The sequence below is a fragment of the Citricoccus sp. NR2 genome (assembly GCF_027594385.1).
Classification (GTDB): Bacteria; Actinomycetota; Actinomycetes; order Actinomycetales; family Micrococcaceae; genus CmP2.
In genome coordinates this window covers 2,013,189-2,026,453 of the sequence record NZ_CP115154.1, presented here as the reverse complement: position 1 = coordinate 2,026,453, position 13,265 = coordinate 2,013,189, and the positions used below count along the sequence as shown (strand labels likewise).

Annotated in this window: 13 protein-coding genes; 5 read left to right on the top strand and 8 right to left on the bottom strand. The window is 63.7% G+C overall.

Annotation, left to right across the window (positions count from 1 at the left end; genetic code table 11):
• Positions 1 to 2: 2 nt before the first annotated feature.
• Together O1A05_RS09540 and O1A05_RS09535 are read right to left on the bottom strand one after the other, a co-directional pair.
• Positions 3 to 1,181, bottom strand: coding sequence for a prephenate dehydrogenase (locus tag O1A05_RS09540; protein ID WP_270104983.1), 1,179 nt, complete (start codon positions 1,179 to 1,181; stop codon positions 3 to 5).
• On the bottom strand, positions 1,178 to 2,104 hold the full coding sequence (locus O1A05_RS09535; RefSeq protein WP_270104982.1) for a pseudouridine synthase: 927 nt from the start codon (positions 2,102 to 2,104) through the stop codon (positions 1,178 to 1,180). The genes O1A05_RS09540 and O1A05_RS09535 overlap by 4 nt, the downstream gene beginning before the upstream one ends.
• Before the next feature lie 212 nt (positions 2,105 to 2,316).
• Here O1A05_RS09535 and O1A05_RS09530 point away from each other — a divergent pair, with 212 nt between their 5' ends.
• Positions 2,317 to 3,621: a Swt1 family HEPN domain-containing protein gene (locus O1A05_RS09530; RefSeq protein WP_270104981.1), complete on the top strand. Its 1,305-nt coding sequence runs from the start codon at positions 2,317 to 2,319 to the stop codon at positions 3,619 to 3,621.
• Here O1A05_RS09530 and scpB read toward each other — a convergent pair.
• The 4 genes from scpB to O1A05_RS09510 are packed head-to-tail and all read right to left on the bottom strand — an operon-like array spanning position 3,559 to position 7,871.
• Positions 3,559 to 4,155 carry an SMC-Scp complex subunit ScpB gene (gene scpB, locus O1A05_RS09525; RefSeq protein WP_270104979.1) on the bottom strand — a complete coding sequence of 199 codons (597 nt, stop codon included), beginning with the start codon at positions 4,153 to 4,155 and terminating at the stop codon, positions 3,559 to 3,561. The two genes, O1A05_RS09530 and scpB, sit on opposite strands and share 63 nt — an antisense overlap.
• Positions 4,152 to 4,949: a segregation and condensation protein A gene (locus tag O1A05_RS09520; protein ID WP_270104978.1), complete on the bottom strand. Its 798-nt coding sequence runs from the start codon at positions 4,947 to 4,949 to the stop codon at positions 4,152 to 4,154. The genes scpB and O1A05_RS09520 overlap by 4 nt, the downstream gene beginning before the upstream one ends.
• A 53-nt stretch (positions 4,950 to 5,002) precedes the next feature.
• A complete protein-coding gene (locus O1A05_RS09515) occupies positions 5,003 to 6,964 on the bottom strand; it encodes an AMP-binding protein (protein ID WP_270104977.1) in 1,962 nt (653 codons plus the stop codon).
• A 46-nt stretch (positions 6,965 to 7,010) separates the two neighbouring features.
• Positions 7,011 to 7,871, bottom strand: coding sequence for a ParA family protein (locus O1A05_RS09510; RefSeq protein WP_270107545.1), 861 nt, complete (start codon positions 7,869 to 7,871; stop codon positions 7,011 to 7,013).
• Between the two features lie 324 nt (positions 7,872 to 8,195).
• Here O1A05_RS09510 and O1A05_RS09505 point away from each other — a divergent pair, with 324 nt between their 5' ends.
• The 4 genes from O1A05_RS09505 to O1A05_RS09490 are packed head-to-tail and all read left to right on the top strand — an operon-like array spanning position 8,196 to position 12,505.
• Positions 8,196 to 8,846 (top strand): GntR family transcriptional regulator, encoded by a 651-nt coding sequence (locus O1A05_RS09505; RefSeq protein ID WP_270104976.1) that lies wholly within the window; start codon positions 8,196 to 8,198, stop codon positions 8,844 to 8,846.
• Between the two features lie 41 nt (positions 8,847 to 8,887).
• Positions 8,888 to 10,405, top strand: a complete 1,518-nt coding sequence (locus O1A05_RS09500; RefSeq protein WP_270104975.1) for an MmgE/PrpD family protein — start codon at positions 8,888 to 8,890, stop codon at positions 10,403 to 10,405.
• Position 10,406: 1 nt separating this feature from the next.
• On the top strand, positions 10,407 to 11,357 hold the full coding sequence (gene prpB, locus O1A05_RS09495; protein ID WP_270104974.1) for a methylisocitrate lyase: 951 nt from the start codon (positions 10,407 to 10,409) through the stop codon (positions 11,355 to 11,357).
• A complete protein-coding gene (locus O1A05_RS09490; RefSeq protein WP_270104973.1) occupies positions 11,354 to 12,505 on the top strand; it encodes a bifunctional 2-methylcitrate synthase/citrate synthase in 1,152 nt (383 codons plus the stop codon). Before prpB ends, O1A05_RS09490 begins: the two co-directional genes overlap by 4 nt.
• 76 nt (positions 12,506 to 12,581) lie before the next feature.
• On the opposite strand, the gene O1A05_RS09485 is transcribed toward O1A05_RS09490, so the two are convergent.
• Both O1A05_RS09485 and O1A05_RS09480 read right to left on the bottom strand, forming a co-directional pair.
• On the bottom strand, positions 12,582 to 12,725 hold the full coding sequence (locus O1A05_RS09485) for a hypothetical protein (RefSeq protein ID WP_270104972.1): 144 nt from the start codon (positions 12,723 to 12,725) through the stop codon (positions 12,582 to 12,584).
• 91 nt (positions 12,726 to 12,816) lie between these two features.
• Positions 12,817 to 13,209 carry a hypothetical protein gene (locus tag O1A05_RS09480; protein WP_270104971.1) on the bottom strand — a complete coding sequence of 131 codons (393 nt, stop codon included), beginning with the start codon at positions 13,207 to 13,209 and terminating at the stop codon, positions 12,817 to 12,819.
• Positions 13,210 to 13,265: the final 56 nt, after the last annotated feature.

Genomic DNA, 13,265 nt, shown 5'->3' with positions numbered 1-13,265 from the left:
GCTCAAACCACCTTCCATCCGCGATTCGTCAGTTCCTCGACTAGTTTTTCCTTGCGGCCGGGCACGACCGACATTTCCAGCATGCCGACCTCGTAGCCGGCGGAGTGATCCAGGCGCAGGTCCTCCACGTTGATGCCAGCCTCGGCCACATCCGTGAGCACCGCCACGATCTGTCCCGGGGTGTCGTCCACCAGCACGGTCACGACTGAGAAAGCCTGCGGAGGGGCGCCGTGCTTGCCAGGAATCCGGGCCTGGCCGCGGTTCCCCTCGGAGATCAGCTGGGCGACGTCGAGCCGCGAGCCATCCGCCGTCGGGTTCTCTAAGGTGGTGATCAGCCGGTCCAGGTCCTCGCGCATGCCGTGCAGGATCGGGGCGATCTGTGGGGCGTTGGCGGTGAGGATCTGCACCCACAGTTGCGGGTCCGAGGCCGCGATCCGAGTGGTGTCCCGCAGCCCGTTTCCGGCAAGGGACAGCGCCTGCGTGGACGTGTCCTGGAGCCGTGAGGCCAACAGCGAGGCCGCGATCTGAGGCAGGTGCGAGATCAAGGCCACCGAATCGTCGTGCTCGGCTGCGGTCATAGTGAACACGGTGGCTCCCAGTAGCCGCGCCAGGTCCTCGGCGGCGGCCACGGAATCCGGCCGGGTCGAATCCTCAGCGCAGATCACCCACGGGGCCGCGGTGAACAGCGCACCACGAGCAGCGACCGGGCCGGAGCGTTCGCGTCCGGCCATCGGGTGAGTGCCCACGTAGCGGCTGGCTTGAGATGCGGTGATGCGCTGATCAATCACGGCACGATGCACCTGTTCGGCGATCGCACCCTTCACGGAGGCAATGTCCAACACGACGGCGCTCGGATACATTTCCAGCGCGCGGATGATCTCCTCGCCTGCCACGTCAGGAGGGGCAGCCACCACCACGGTGCCGGGCTGGCGGCCCGTGGCCGCAGCAGACTCAGAGTCCAGGATGGTTCCGGCGCCGATGTCCTGCGCCACGGCCAGAGCCGAGGGTGACGGGTCGGAAAGCAACACCTCGAGCCCTGCGGCGCGCAGGCCCAGTCCGATGGAGGTACCGAGCAGTCCGGTGCCGCGCACCAGCACCGGCGTCGGAATCGTATGGCGGGCTTGAGTGGTCTGGGTGACCTTCTCCAGCGCCGCGGTATCTTCGGCTGGAGTCGGGGTCATAGCTTGACCGCCGACATCAGGTGTCCGATCTCCTGATCATTGAGCGGGCGCACGGTGCCCTGTTTCTGGTTGCCAAGAGTGATCGGGCCCATGGCCACGCGCACCAGGCGCTGCACAGGGTAGCCAACCTCCTTGAACATGCGGCGCACCACGCGGTTTTTCCCGGAGTGCAGCACCACCTCGACGAGCACGTGCCCGGGGGTGGAGTCCACCACACGGAACGAATCGACCCGGGCTAGGCCGTCCTCAAGTTCCACGCCCTCGCGCAGCTGCTTCCCGATGCCTTTGTCGAGTGGACCGCGCACTTGCACCAGGTAGGTCTTGGCGATGTTGTAACGCGGGTGAGCCAGCCGGTTGGCCAATTCGCCGTCGTTGGTCAAAACGAGTAGCCCTTCGGTCTCGTTGTCGAGGCGGCCCACGTGGAACAGGCGCTCCCGGGTGTCCCTGACGTAGTCTGCGATGCAGGGCCGGCCCTCCGGGTCCTCCATGGTGGAGATAACACCACGGGGCTTATTGAAGGCGTAGTAGACCTGTTGGGTCGACGCGCGGACGCGGATGCCGTCAACGTGGATCACCGCGGTGGCGGGATCGACGCGCACACCGAGTTCGGTGACGATGACGCCGTCGACTTCAACGCGACCTTCGGTGATCAGGTCCTCGCATACTCGACGCGAGGCCACACCGGCCCCAGCCAGCACCTTCTGCAGGCGCTCGCCTTCGGGCCGGTGCACCTGGGAGAAGTTCTGTTCGGCCTGATCCCCGGTGGGACGGTTCTTCTTGACATTGCGGGCCGCGCCCAGATTGCGATCGTAGTCGGCTTGGCCGAAGGGGCCGCCCTTGTGACCGGTGGCGGGAGTACGGCGGGAGGAGGCACGGCGGGGAGAATTCCCTGGACCGGAGCCTCTCGGCTTGCGGTTGCTCATGAAAAATCCTGGTTCTAATTCAGAGATACGTGCTCGGAGTCGAGCGTGAGTGCCTTCATTGTCTCATTAGCCGGTGGTGGAAGTGAACTCGGCATCGCGTTCGGTGCTCGATAGCACGCTTAACCTGTCCGTGCTGGGTGGTTCACTCTCCCATACAACCAACAGTCGGTTGCGGAGTCCGACGAATTATCCACGCACACGAGGAGAACATCATGACCCTGACCACCATGCCGGAAGTAGATCTGCCCAGCTATTGGATCTCATCCGCACTGAAGATTCTGAGCCCTGCTCTCGACCAGCACCTCGCCAGGGTCATGGCCGAGGAAATCGGCCCCGATCTCGAATGGACCATGGTGCTGTCCGAACTGGACCGACAGAAGGGCGTCCCGCCCCGCGCCTATGAACACACCGACCCGGCCTTGCAGCTCAGAATGATCACGGAACGGTTGGGCGCCCTGGGGCACCCCTTCGACCGTGGCAATCATCGCCGACTTTTCAGCACCTACGGCCAGGTGCTGCGGCTGTCCCGGAACCTGGTGGCGCATCCCGGTGACGAGATCGAGCCGTTCCATGCTCTCACAGCCGTCAACGCTGCAGCCGAGCTTGCGTCATACATCAGAGCCGAACAGACACTGACATCACTCGAGCAGCTGCGCGCCAAGATCCTGATATTCATGTATCGCGATACCAAAGAGAACCCCCTCTCGGATCCACACCCCCGTGAGGATCACTCCGACGTCATCGCCGATGACACCCGCGTCGACGAGGTCGCTGATCCCACCGATGCTTCTGAAGAAACGTCACCCACCACAGTGAAAACGGCGCCACCGGCGCAGTCCAGTGAAGAGAAAAAGTCCTCACAACTCAGTGCCCGGACGTCACTGACGCAACGGATCATCGCATGGGAGCCGATGGAACCGGAATTGATCGGTGAACGCGATCAGATCGAGAACATGCGCACCGGCCGCGCTCGCGCGGTCGTACGCCAGGCCCTCGAGTTGCTGGTGGATGATTATGGCCCGATCCACCAAGACGATCTCGTCCGTGGGGTCACTCGCATGTTCGGCGTGAAGCGGACATCCAAGAAACTGACGAAGAGCATTTCTCACCAACTACAGAACGCGCCCATCACCATCGATGACGACGGGTTCTGCTGGAAAAACGACGCCGAGCCCCGTCGGTGGCGTCTCTTCCGCGAGTCGTCGCAAGAACAGCGTCCGATCAAGGCCATCTCGCCCTGCGAACTGATGAATCTGGTCGACGTCGTTCTGGCCGAACAGGCTTCAGGGCTAGCCCCGGACGAGCTGATCACGGCCCTGGGAAACCGTTTCGGCATACAGCGCGTGTTCACGGCGAATGCCGACTGGCTGAAACGCGCTATTCGCTGTGCTCAGGAAGCCGAGCTGATTCACCTCTCCGACGGTCGCTACCACTCGGTGCAGGCGATGGATCCCTCACGACTCGGGAAAATCGTCCAAGTCGCCCAGGCCGGGCAGCAAGGGCGAGAGCTTCGGTAGCTCGTCCAGCGAGTCGATGCCCAAAAGCTCCAGCAGGTACCCGGTGGTCGTGTACAGGGTGGCACTCGTTACCGGTTCCTGACCGGCTTCGGCGATGAGGCCTCGGGTCACCAGGGTGCGTATCACGGAATCGGAGTTCACTCCGCGGATCCCGGCCACCCGCGAGCGCGTGGCCGGCTGCAGATACGCGATGACGGCGAGGGTCTCCAGGGCGGCTTGGCTGAGTTTCGCGGTGCCGCCGTCGGCCATAAACCTTTCGACGACGCCGGAGTGCTCGGGACGGGAGTAGATCCGCCAGCCGCCGGCGATCTCGCGCAATTGGAAGCCACGCCGCGGTCCGCTGCCCAGACCGTCGTAGTCGGCAGCCAGCGCACGCAAAGCGGCGCGCACTTCGGGGCTGGGAGCGGAGACTGCTTGGGCGAGTTGGTCTACGGTGGCGGGCTCGTCGATGACCATCAGCACCGATTCCAGGTCCGCGTATAGCCGTTCGACGCCCGGGTCGTGGCCGTGACTGTCGGTGTCGAGTGCGGTCATGAGATCGCGGCCCACTCCACGGTGATTTCACCCAGCGGCGTCGGCTGGTCAAGCTGGATGAGCCGGTCGCGGAACATTTCCAGCAGCCCCAGGAATCGAGCCACGACCACCAGAGACGATGCGGCGTCGGCGATGAGCTCGCCGAAGCTCAGCACCCCGGCGGTCGAGAGGCGCTGGGCCATGATGGTGGTTTGTTCTTGCACGGACACCGCTGGCGCGTGGAGATGATCCACCCCCACGGTTTCAGCTGGCTCCACGGGGCGGTTCAGCACCTCGTGTGCGAGCTGACCGAATTGCTCGGCGCTCAGGGTCCAGACCAGTTCGGGCAGCACCGACAGCAGTTGCGGATCGATGCTGGCTTGCCGCGGCGTGCGTGCGGATTCGATCTCCATACGGGTGCGCATCAGTCCGGCAGCTTCTTTGAACGCTTTGTACTGCAGCAGCCGTGCGAAGAGAAGGTCCTTGGCTTCGAGCAGCGCGAGTTCTTCTTCTGGGTCGGAAAAGCCCGAGGGAAGGAGCCGAGCCGTTTTGAGATCCAGCAGGGTGGCGGCCACCACCACGAAGGAGCTGGATTGGTCCAGTGCCGCCTCGGTGGTTTCCAGGGTGCGAACATAGGAGAGGAACTCGTCGGTGACCTCGGCCAAGGCGATCTCGGTGACGTCCATCCGGCGCCGAGCGATCAGCGAAAGCAGCAGATCAAAAGGACCGTTGAAATTCGGCAAGGTCACGAGGAAACCGGATGCAGCATCATCGACCGTTTCGGCGTCGATAAGCATGGTCGCGTCCTCGGTCATTCCCGTGCCTCCTGTCTGCTGTTCGCTGGGGTTTCTCCTCAGTATCGTACCGGTCAGCGAGCGCGACGCAGGATTGGCGCGAGCGCGTCGAGCACCGTGGCATCCTCAATGGTGGAGGGCACTTTCATCTCATCCCCCTGAGCCAATTGCCGCATAGTCTTGCGCAGGATCTTCCCCGAGCGGGTCTTGGGTAGCGCTTCGACGACGGCGACCTCTTTGAAGTCGGCGACCGCTCCGACGGACTCGCGGACCGTCGCCCGCAGCTGCGCCAGGAGCTCCTCTTCTGCGGTAGAGCCACTTCCCGGGACCTCAACGCCAGATTTCAGCACCACGTAGCCGAAAGGGCGCTGGCCCTTGAGCTGGTCGTCCAGACCGATGACCGCGCATTCGGCGACCGCCGGGTGGGAGGCCAGCGCCTGTTCGAGTGCCCCGGTGGAGAGCCGGTGGCCCGAGACGTTGATGACGTCATCGGTGCGGCCCATCACGAATAGGTAGCCGTCGTCGTCGATGTATCCCGAATCTCCGGTGGCGTAGTACCCGTCGAAGGCTGTGAGGTAGGAGTCGATGAAGCGCTGGTCATTGCCCCAGAGGGTGGGCAGGTTGCCGGGCGCCATCGGTAATTTCAAGCAGATATTGCCTTCTTCACCGGGGCCCACCGGATTGCCGAGGGCGTCAAGCACCTCGACCGCGTATCCGGGTGAGGGCACGGTGCAGGATCCTTCTTTGATGGGCAGCGGCTCGAGGCCCACCGGATTGGCGCCGATGGGCCAGCCGGTTTCGGTCTGCCACCAGTTGTCCACCACCGGCACCCCAAGCAGATCCGCAGCCCAGCGCTGGGTCTCAGGGTCCAGCCGTTCCCCGGCCACGAACAGGGTCTTGAGGCTGGAAAGGTCCCGGCCTGCCCGTAGCAAGCCGTCTGGATCCGTCTTGCGAACGGCCCGCAGCGCGGTCGGGGCGGTGAAGAACGAGCGCACCCCATACTCTTCGATCAGCCTCCAAAAGGCGCCCGCATCCGGGGTGCCCACCGGTTTGCCTTCGTAGAGAATCGAGGTGGCCCCGGCCAGCAGGGGCGCGTAGACAATATAGGAGTGTCCGACCACCCAGCCGACATCCGAGGCGGTGAACATGACCTGCCCAGGCCCGACATCGTAGATGTTCTCCATGGACCAGCGCAGCGCAACGGCGTGCCCGCCGTGATCGCGCACCACCCCTTTGGGTGCGCCAGTGGTACCGGAGGTATAGAGAATGTACAGGGGGTCGGTGGCGCGCACTGGAACCGGAGCCACCGCATCCGCCTGAGCGATGGCGTCGTCCCAGTCGAGCCAATGAGTGGGCCCTGACTGCGCCGAGACGTCAGCCACGGCGGTCTCGAAGCCGTCGCGGTGTTTGACCACCACCGCCTCCACCCGGTGTGTTGCCAAGCGAAGCGCTTCGTCCACCGCCGGCAGATACTCAATACGTCGTGTTGGTTCCACGCCTCCGGTGGCGGTGACCACCGCAGTCGGCTGCGCGTCGTCGATGCGAGCTGCCAGTTCCTTGGGCGCGAAACCGCCAAACACCATGGAATGCACCGCGCCCAGGCGAGCACACGCAAGCATCGTGATGGCCGCGGCAGGAATCATCGGCAGGTACACCACTACACGATCGCCTGCATTCACTCCGGCGGCGCGGAGCATCCCGGCGCAGCGTGCAACGTCCTCGGTGAGCTCGGCATAGGTGTAGGCGGTGCGTTGCTGGCCTTCAGGGGCCAGTGGCGCGTCATGAATCAGGGCGGGCCGATCACCAAAGCCGGCCGCAACATGACGGTCTAAACAGTTATAGGACGTGTTGAGCACTCCGTCAGGGAACCAACGATAGAGCGGGGCGTTACTGTCATCGACGGCTCGAGTGGGCGCCGGGTCCCAGTCGATCTGCATTGCAGCCTCGAGCCAGAAGGACTCGGGGTCCTCGACGGAACGACGGAAGACGTCTCGATAACGACCAACGGACTGCATGTGATGGATCTCACTCGTCATGCGCCCACTTTACCGAGTAGCCGCATGCCTGCCGAGACCTCACAGCTTACGGAGCGCCGCCGCGGGAAATCAGTTCACGAGCCAGCTGCTGGTAAGCCTTCGTTCCTGGATGCGTCGAGGCGAAGGTGGACATCGGCTCGGCCGCCACCGTGGCATCGGCGAATTTGATCGTGCGCTTGATGACGGTCTCGAAGACCTTGTCACCGAAGGCCTCTACCAGGCGACCCACGACTTCTTTGGAGTGCAGCGTGCGCGCATCAAACATGGTCGCGAGCACACCGTCAATCACGAGGTCCGGATTGAGTCGGTCCTGGACCTTCTCGATGGTCTCCACCAGCAGCGCCACCGCGCGCAGAGCGAAGAACTCGGCGGTCAACGGGATGATGACACCGTGAGATGCCGTCAGCGCGTTGATCGTCAGCAGCCCCAACGAGGGCTGGCAGTCGATCAAGATCACGTCGTAGTCATCACGGACCTGACGCAGCGCTCGCTCCAGAACCTGTTCGCGGGCCACCTCGTTGACCAACTGCACCTCGGCAGCCGAAAGGTCGATATTTGCGGGCAGCAGATCGATGTTCGTGAAGTTAGTGGAGAGGATGGCGTCACGCGCCGTGACCTCGCGCTCCATCATCACGTTGTAAACGGTCACGTCCATCTCGTGCGGACTGGTCCCCAGTCCGGCAGACAGAGCGCCCTGCGGGTCAAAGTCGACCATCAAAACCTTGCGCCCGTATTCGGCCAAGGCAGCACCAAGATTAATGGTCGAGGTCGTCTTTCCGACCCCACCCTTCTGATTGACCATGGAGATCACGCGGGCAGGGCCATGGGAGGACAGCACCGGCGGGGCCGGAAAATCGTGCTTGGGTCGACCCGTGGGCCCGATGACCGGATCTCCCGTGATCATCATGACTGGCAACGGTTCCTGCGAATCAGTCACGCGCGACCTACTCCTGACATGTCGGTGGCAAAGACTCTGAGTCAACACTAACGCCGCGTTCGAGTTTGCGGGGATTTTGAGTCACGTTCACGGCGAGCCTTGAGGTTAAAGTCCAGCATGAAACTCTCCCCGCCCTTCAACCTGAAGGTGAGACCCCTAAGAGATTGAATGTATACACAAGTTAGGTTTTTCATCCAGAACTCCCCCGCGGGAATCGCCGCACCGTGATTTACTGTATACACTGACAGTATGCGAGCTAGTGATCGTGCTTACACTCAACTGCGGGACGAGATCATGTCTGCGTCTCTAGAACCGGGCACCGTACTCACCGAAGTGGAGCAGTCCGAACGTCTCGGCGTCTCGCGTACTCCTGTTCGCGAAGCCCTCAACCGGCTCCAGGCCGACGGGCTGGTGGCCAGCCACCGAGGCCGTGGCCTGACCGTCACCACCATCAGCATGCACGTGGCCGATGAGCTCTTCGACATTCGGCTCGCTATCGAGCCACTGGCCGTACGCCGCGCGGCCGACGCCATGTTGGATACGGCATCCGACGCCACCGAAGCGCGGGCTCGCTTCCAGGATTTGGCATTACGTTTTCGCACCGCGGAGCAGCAATGGCACGACGCCGACCAGCCGGCGGTCGAGGATTATTACGACCTGACCCGCCAGCTCGATCGTGCCGTCGATGAGGCCTGCGCGAACCCCTATCTGGTGCAGATTCTCACCGGACTGCGGCTCCATCTAGCCCGCCTGCGCCGCTTATCCCAGCATGACCCGGCTCGACTGGCGGCCTCCGCCGGCGAACACGCCCGGGTAGCTCAAGCCATCGCCGCCGGCGCCCCAGACCTGGCCGAAGCCGCATCCCGGATCCACCTCCAGTTGGCCCTGCAGCACCTGCGACTGCGGATCAAGGACGATATCGACAGCCCGCAAGACCCTGAGTAACCCCACAAGACCCTGAGTAACCATGCAAGAGAGGATCAGCAATGATCAATCATTCCGTGCGAGTACACCGTTCTGAAGAAAATCTGCAGCGCGCCGACCAACTGGCCTGGAAGATGGCCGAGGTCGCCGTCGATCCGGTCGCCGTCGAGCCCGAGGTCGAAGAGATGATCATTAACCGGATCATCGACAACGCATCCGTGGCCATTGCCTCACTGAACCGCGGCCCCATCATTGCGGCCCGGGCGCAGGCCACCACACACCCCGCGACCGCCGGCGGAACCGGCGCCCAGATCTTCGGTATCGACGGCGCGTTCTCCCCCGAGTGGGCCGCTTGGGCTAACGGTGTGGCCGTGCGCGAGCTCGACTATCACGACACGTTCCTGGCTGCCGAGTACTCGCATCCCGGCGATAACATTCCGCCGATTCTCGCCGTCGCTCAGCATGCCGGATCCACGGGTACTGATTTGATCCGCGGCATCGCTACTGGCTACGAGCTCCAGGTCGACCTGGTGCGCGCGATCTGCCTGCACCAGCACAAGATCGACCACGTTGCCCACCTGGGACCTTCCGCTGCCGCCGGCATCGGTACCCTGCTGGGTCTCGACGCTGAAACCATCTTCCAGGCCATCGGTCAGGGCCTGCACACCACCACCGCCACACGACAGTCCCGCAAGGGCGAAATCTCCACCTGGAAAGCACACGCACCGGCTTTCGCCGGCAAAATGGCCGTCGAAGCGGTGGACCGCGCCTTACGCGGGCAGACCTCCCCTGTGCCGATCTATGAAGGTGAAGACGGCGTGATCGCTTGGCTGCTCGGCGGTCCGGAGGCCCGCTACGAGGTGCCGCTGCCGGGTCCGGGCGAAGCCAAGCGCTCCATTTTGGACACCTACACTAAGGAGCACTCCGCCGAATACCAGGCCCAGGCCTGGATTGATCTGGCGCGTAAGCTGCACACCGAACACCCCGAGGCCACAGATCCGGATCAGGTGGAGTCGATCGTTATCAAGACCTCTCATCACACTCACTATGTGATTGGCACCGGCGCCAACGACCCGCAGAAGTACTCGCCCACGGCCTCGCGCGAGACCCTGGACCATTCGATCCCCTATATCTTCACGGTGGCTCTGCAGGACGGCGCCTGGCACCATGTGGACTCTTACTCCCCCGAGCGCGCCGGGCGTCCCGACACCGTGGAGCTGTGGCACAAGGTGGTCACCGAGGAGGACCCGGAGTGGACGCGGCGCTACCACTCGCTGGACCTGAACGAGAAGGCCTTCGGCGGAGCCGTGGAGATCACTCTGAAAGACGGCACCGTGCTGCGCGATGAGATCGCGGTGGCCGATGCCCACCCGCTGGGTGCCCGCCCGTTCGGCCGCGAGCAGTACATCCAGAAGTTCCGCACCCTGGCCGAGGGGTTGGTCGCCGAAGAAGAGATCGCCCGCTTCCTCGAGGTCGTCCAGCGCACTACCTCCCTCGGTGCCGGAGAGCTGGATCAACTCAACATCACCGCTGCTCCCGGCGTCATCGACCTGGCAGCAGCACCGAAGGGACTGTTCTGAGATGCTCTACGCCCACACCACCGCCGAGCAGAAACGGATCCGGTTACGCCAGATCCTGCAGCCCGGTGCGGCAGCCCCGTTTCCGGGGGCATTCACCCCGCTCACTGCCAAGCTCATTCAGGACAAAGACTTCCCCGGGGTGTACATTTCCGGGGCCGTGCTCGCGAATGAGCTAGGCCTGCCCGATATTGGGTTGACCACGCTGACCGAGGTCGCCGCCCGCGGTGCCCAGATCGCCCGGGTCACCGATCTACCCGCTATCATCGACGCCGATACGGGATTCGGTGAACCGATGAACGTGGCCCGGACCATCCAGGAATTCGAGAACGCCGGGCTGGCCGGCTGCCATATTGAGGACCAGATCAACCCGAAGCGATGCGGTCATCTAGACGGCAAGATCATGGTCGACGAGCACACCGCCACCCAGCGGATCCGTGCTGCGGCTGATGCCCGTCGTGATGAGAATTTCCTGATCATGGCCCGCACCGACCTGCGCGCGACCGATGGTCTCGACGCGGCCATCGACCGCATGCGTGCCCTGGTCGATGCCGGTGCCGACGCCGTGTTCCCCGAGGCGCTGAAAGACCTCGGCGAGTTCGAGCGGGTCTGCCAGGCCATGGCCGAACTCAACGTCCCTGTGCTTGCCAATATGACCGAGTTCGGCCAGTCAGACCTGTTCACCCGCGAGCAACTGGCGGATGCTGGAGTGGCGATGATCATCTACCCGGTGACACTGCTGCGCTCGGCCATGGGTGCCGCAGAGCGGGTGCTCGACGCCATCACCGCGCAAGGAACCCAACAGTCCCAGGTGGGGCAGATGCAGACCCGCGCACGCCTCTATGAACTCGTGGACTACGCCGACTACAACCGCTTCGACACCTCCGTCTTCAACTTCCAGGTTCCCTCACGCGGAACCGTGGAGACGGACACTGCAGAAAAGGAGCAGTCATGACCGATGCAACGGAGATCCGCAAAGGCCTCGCCGGAGTCGTGGTGGACACCACCGCGATCTCCAAGGTCAATCCCGACACCAACTCGCTGCTCTACCGCGGCTATCCAGTCCAGCAGTTGGCCGCCACGCAGCCGTTTGAGGCGGTCGCCTACCTGCTCTGGAACGGTGAGCTGCCCGACGCTGATCAGCTTGAGCGGCTCCGCGCCACCGAGCGCGCCCACCGTGGCCTCGACGATCAGGTCAAGGCCGCCCTGGACCGGCTTCCGGTGGATACCCATCCCATGGATGCGGTGCGCACAGCCGTCTCCATCCTGGGCGCTCAGCACCCCCGCGCCGAAGATTCCTCGGTGGAAGCCGAACAGGCCAAGGCCGAAGAGCTCTTTGCCGCCCTTCCGGCGGTGGTTGCCTATGAACAACGACGACGCCGCGCCGGCGGACCCACCGATCCGATCGCCCCGCGCGATGACCTAGATTATTCGCAGAATTTTCTGTGGATGACCTTCGGTCAGGAAGCCCCGGAGCCGGTGGTCGACGCGTTCCGCGTGTCCATGGTTCTCTACGCGGAGCACTCGTTCAACGCCTCGACCTTCACCGCCCGGGTCATCACCTCGACCCTGTCGGACCTGCACTCGGCGGTCGTGGGAGCCATCGGCGCACTGAAAGGACCCCTGCACGGTGGTGCCAACGAGGCAGTCATGCACACCTTCGACGAGATCGGGATCCGCCCGGAAGAGTCCGAAACCGAAGCCCGCGAGCGCGCCACCGCGTGGATGGAGCAGGCGCTGGCCGACAAGAAAAAGATCATGGGCTTCGGCCACAGGGTGTACAAGAACGGCGACTCCAGGGTGCCCACTATGAAGCAGGCCCTAGACGCCATGATCGAACACTACGGCCGCCAGGAGCTGCTCGGGCTGTACAACGGTCTGGAACAGGCGATGGCCGAGGCCAAGGACATCCAGCCGAACCTGGACTATCCGGCCGGCCCCACCTATCACCTGATGGGCTTCGACACCGAGCTGTTCACGCCGCTATTCATTGCCGCGCGCGTGACCGGCTGGACCGCTCACGTCATGGAGCAGCGTGCAAGCAACTCCCTGATCCGCCCGCTCTCGGCCTACAACGGCCCGGACGAGCGCACCGTGAGCTAAACCGGCCCACCCACGGCATCACACACGACGGCGCCCTCCCTCTCACCGTGAGAGGGCGGGCGTCGCGTCGTCACGGTCACCCCGGCAGCGGCATGTCCTCATCAGCCGGTTCGTCGTACTCGATCGACCGGAGATTATCGGTGGTCGTCTGGTACCTCTCGTCCTCGAGGAATGCCGCGACGATGTCTTCCCGTCCCGTTTCTCCCGTGATGTACTCCATCAGCTCCTGAGTGAAACTGACAAAGATGAAGGTGGTTTGGCCTTCATAGTTTCCCGACGGCGGCCCGAGATAGGCCCATCCTTCGGGGCTGTCAGGGGTCGCTATCGCCGACAGCGATTTCTTCCTGGGTGGAGTAGATACCGGTGCCCAGGAGATAGTCGCCCGTCCACCCCATCTCTTCGACGTCGATGCCTTCGTCGTCCTCACTCAGCCATTGGACGTTGCTGCGCAGATACACGTGCTCCACGCCCTCAGCGTGTGGCAGATCGAACTCGTCGGCGTCGACCGTCTCCCCGTGCTGGCGTCGCCATCCGTCGCCGTCAGTGGCGCCCGCGTGAAGTGTCGCATTGACGGTGAGATCGCCCAGCGGGCTGGAAATCTGGCTCTTCAGAGTTGAGTGTGGGCGCGCCGATGAGGCAGGGGTGCTGGGGATAGACGTCGAGGTCCCCGATGATGAGCGGACTTCTACCCCCGCGCATCCCAAGGACCTCGACTATGCCCAATCCTACGTGCCCCTGCGCTGCTGCTCTGGACCGCTGC

Bases quoted from the DNA above. Each gene is read 5' to 3' on its own strand.
- O1A05_RS09540 (WP_270104983.1), bottom strand. From the start codon at position 1,181: ATGACCCCGACTCCAGCCGAAGATACCGCGGCGCTGGAGAAGGTCACC.
- O1A05_RS09535 (WP_270104982.1), bottom strand. From the start codon at position 2,104: ATGAGCAACCGCAAGCCGAGAGGCTCCGGTCCAGGGAATTCTCCCCGC.
- O1A05_RS09530 (WP_270104981.1), top strand. From the start codon at position 2,317: ATGACCCTGACCACCATGCCGGAAGTAGATCTGCCCAGCTATTGGATC.
- scpB (WP_270104979.1), bottom strand. From the start codon at position 4,155: ATGACCGCACTCGACACCGACAGTCACGGCCACGACCCGGGCGTCGAA.
- O1A05_RS09520 (WP_270104978.1), bottom strand. From the start codon at position 4,949: ATGACCGAGGACGCGACCATGCTTATCGACGCCGAAACGGTCGATGAT.
- O1A05_RS09515 (WP_270104977.1), bottom strand. From the start codon at position 6,964: ATGACGAGTGAGATCCATCACATGCAGTCCGTTGGTCGTTATCGAGAC.
- O1A05_RS09510 (WP_270107545.1), bottom strand. From the start codon at position 7,871: ATGATGATCACGGGAGATCCGGTCATCGGGCCCACGGGTCGACCCAAG.
- O1A05_RS09505 (WP_270104976.1), top strand. From the start codon at position 8,196: ATGTCTGCGTCTCTAGAACCGGGCACCGTACTCACCGAAGTGGAGCAG.
- O1A05_RS09500 (WP_270104975.1), top strand. From the start codon at position 8,888: ATGATCAATCATTCCGTGCGAGTACACCGTTCTGAAGAAAATCTGCAG.
- prpB (WP_270104974.1), top strand. From the start codon at position 10,407: ATGCTCTACGCCCACACCACCGCCGAGCAGAAACGGATCCGGTTACGC.
- O1A05_RS09490 (WP_270104973.1), top strand. From the start codon at position 11,354: ATGACCGATGCAACGGAGATCCGCAAAGGCCTCGCCGGAGTCGTGGTG.
- O1A05_RS09485 (WP_270104972.1), bottom strand. From the start codon at position 12,725: ATGGAGTACATCACGGGAGAAACGGGACGGGAAGACATCGTCGCGGCA.